The sequence below is a fragment of the Polaribacter sp. 2305UL8-11 genome, assembly GCF_058147165.1.
The window spans coordinates 1-259 of record NZ_JBYVJW010000062.1 but is presented as its reverse complement, the minus strand read 5'-3'; the positions used below and the strand labels follow the sequence as shown (position 1 = coordinate 259).

1 protein-coding gene is annotated in these 259 nt (G+C 30.5%); it reads left to right on the top strand.

What is annotated here, in order from left to right; all coding sequences use genetic code 11:
* Positions 1-259, top strand: a 259-nt coding sequence (locus ACY2RW_RS16205) for a response regulator (RefSeq protein ID WP_490123771.1), incomplete at both ends; no start/stop codon positions are given.

Genomic DNA, 259 nt, shown 5'->3' with positions numbered 1-259 from the left:
CGTATATAAGAGAAACCCCTACAGCTATCTTACTATTAGATCTAGATATGCCTGTGATGAATGATATAGCTTACGCAACTAAATTAATTGAAGAGAATAATCCTGCTCAAATTGTAATTATTTCTATGCCTAAAGATGCGTTTACCATTAAAAAAGTCATGGATATAGGCGTGCATAGTTATCTTTTAAACACAGTTTCTAGCAAAGAACCTTTATTTTCTTTATATCACATTTCTCAAGGAGGAAATTATTTTAAATC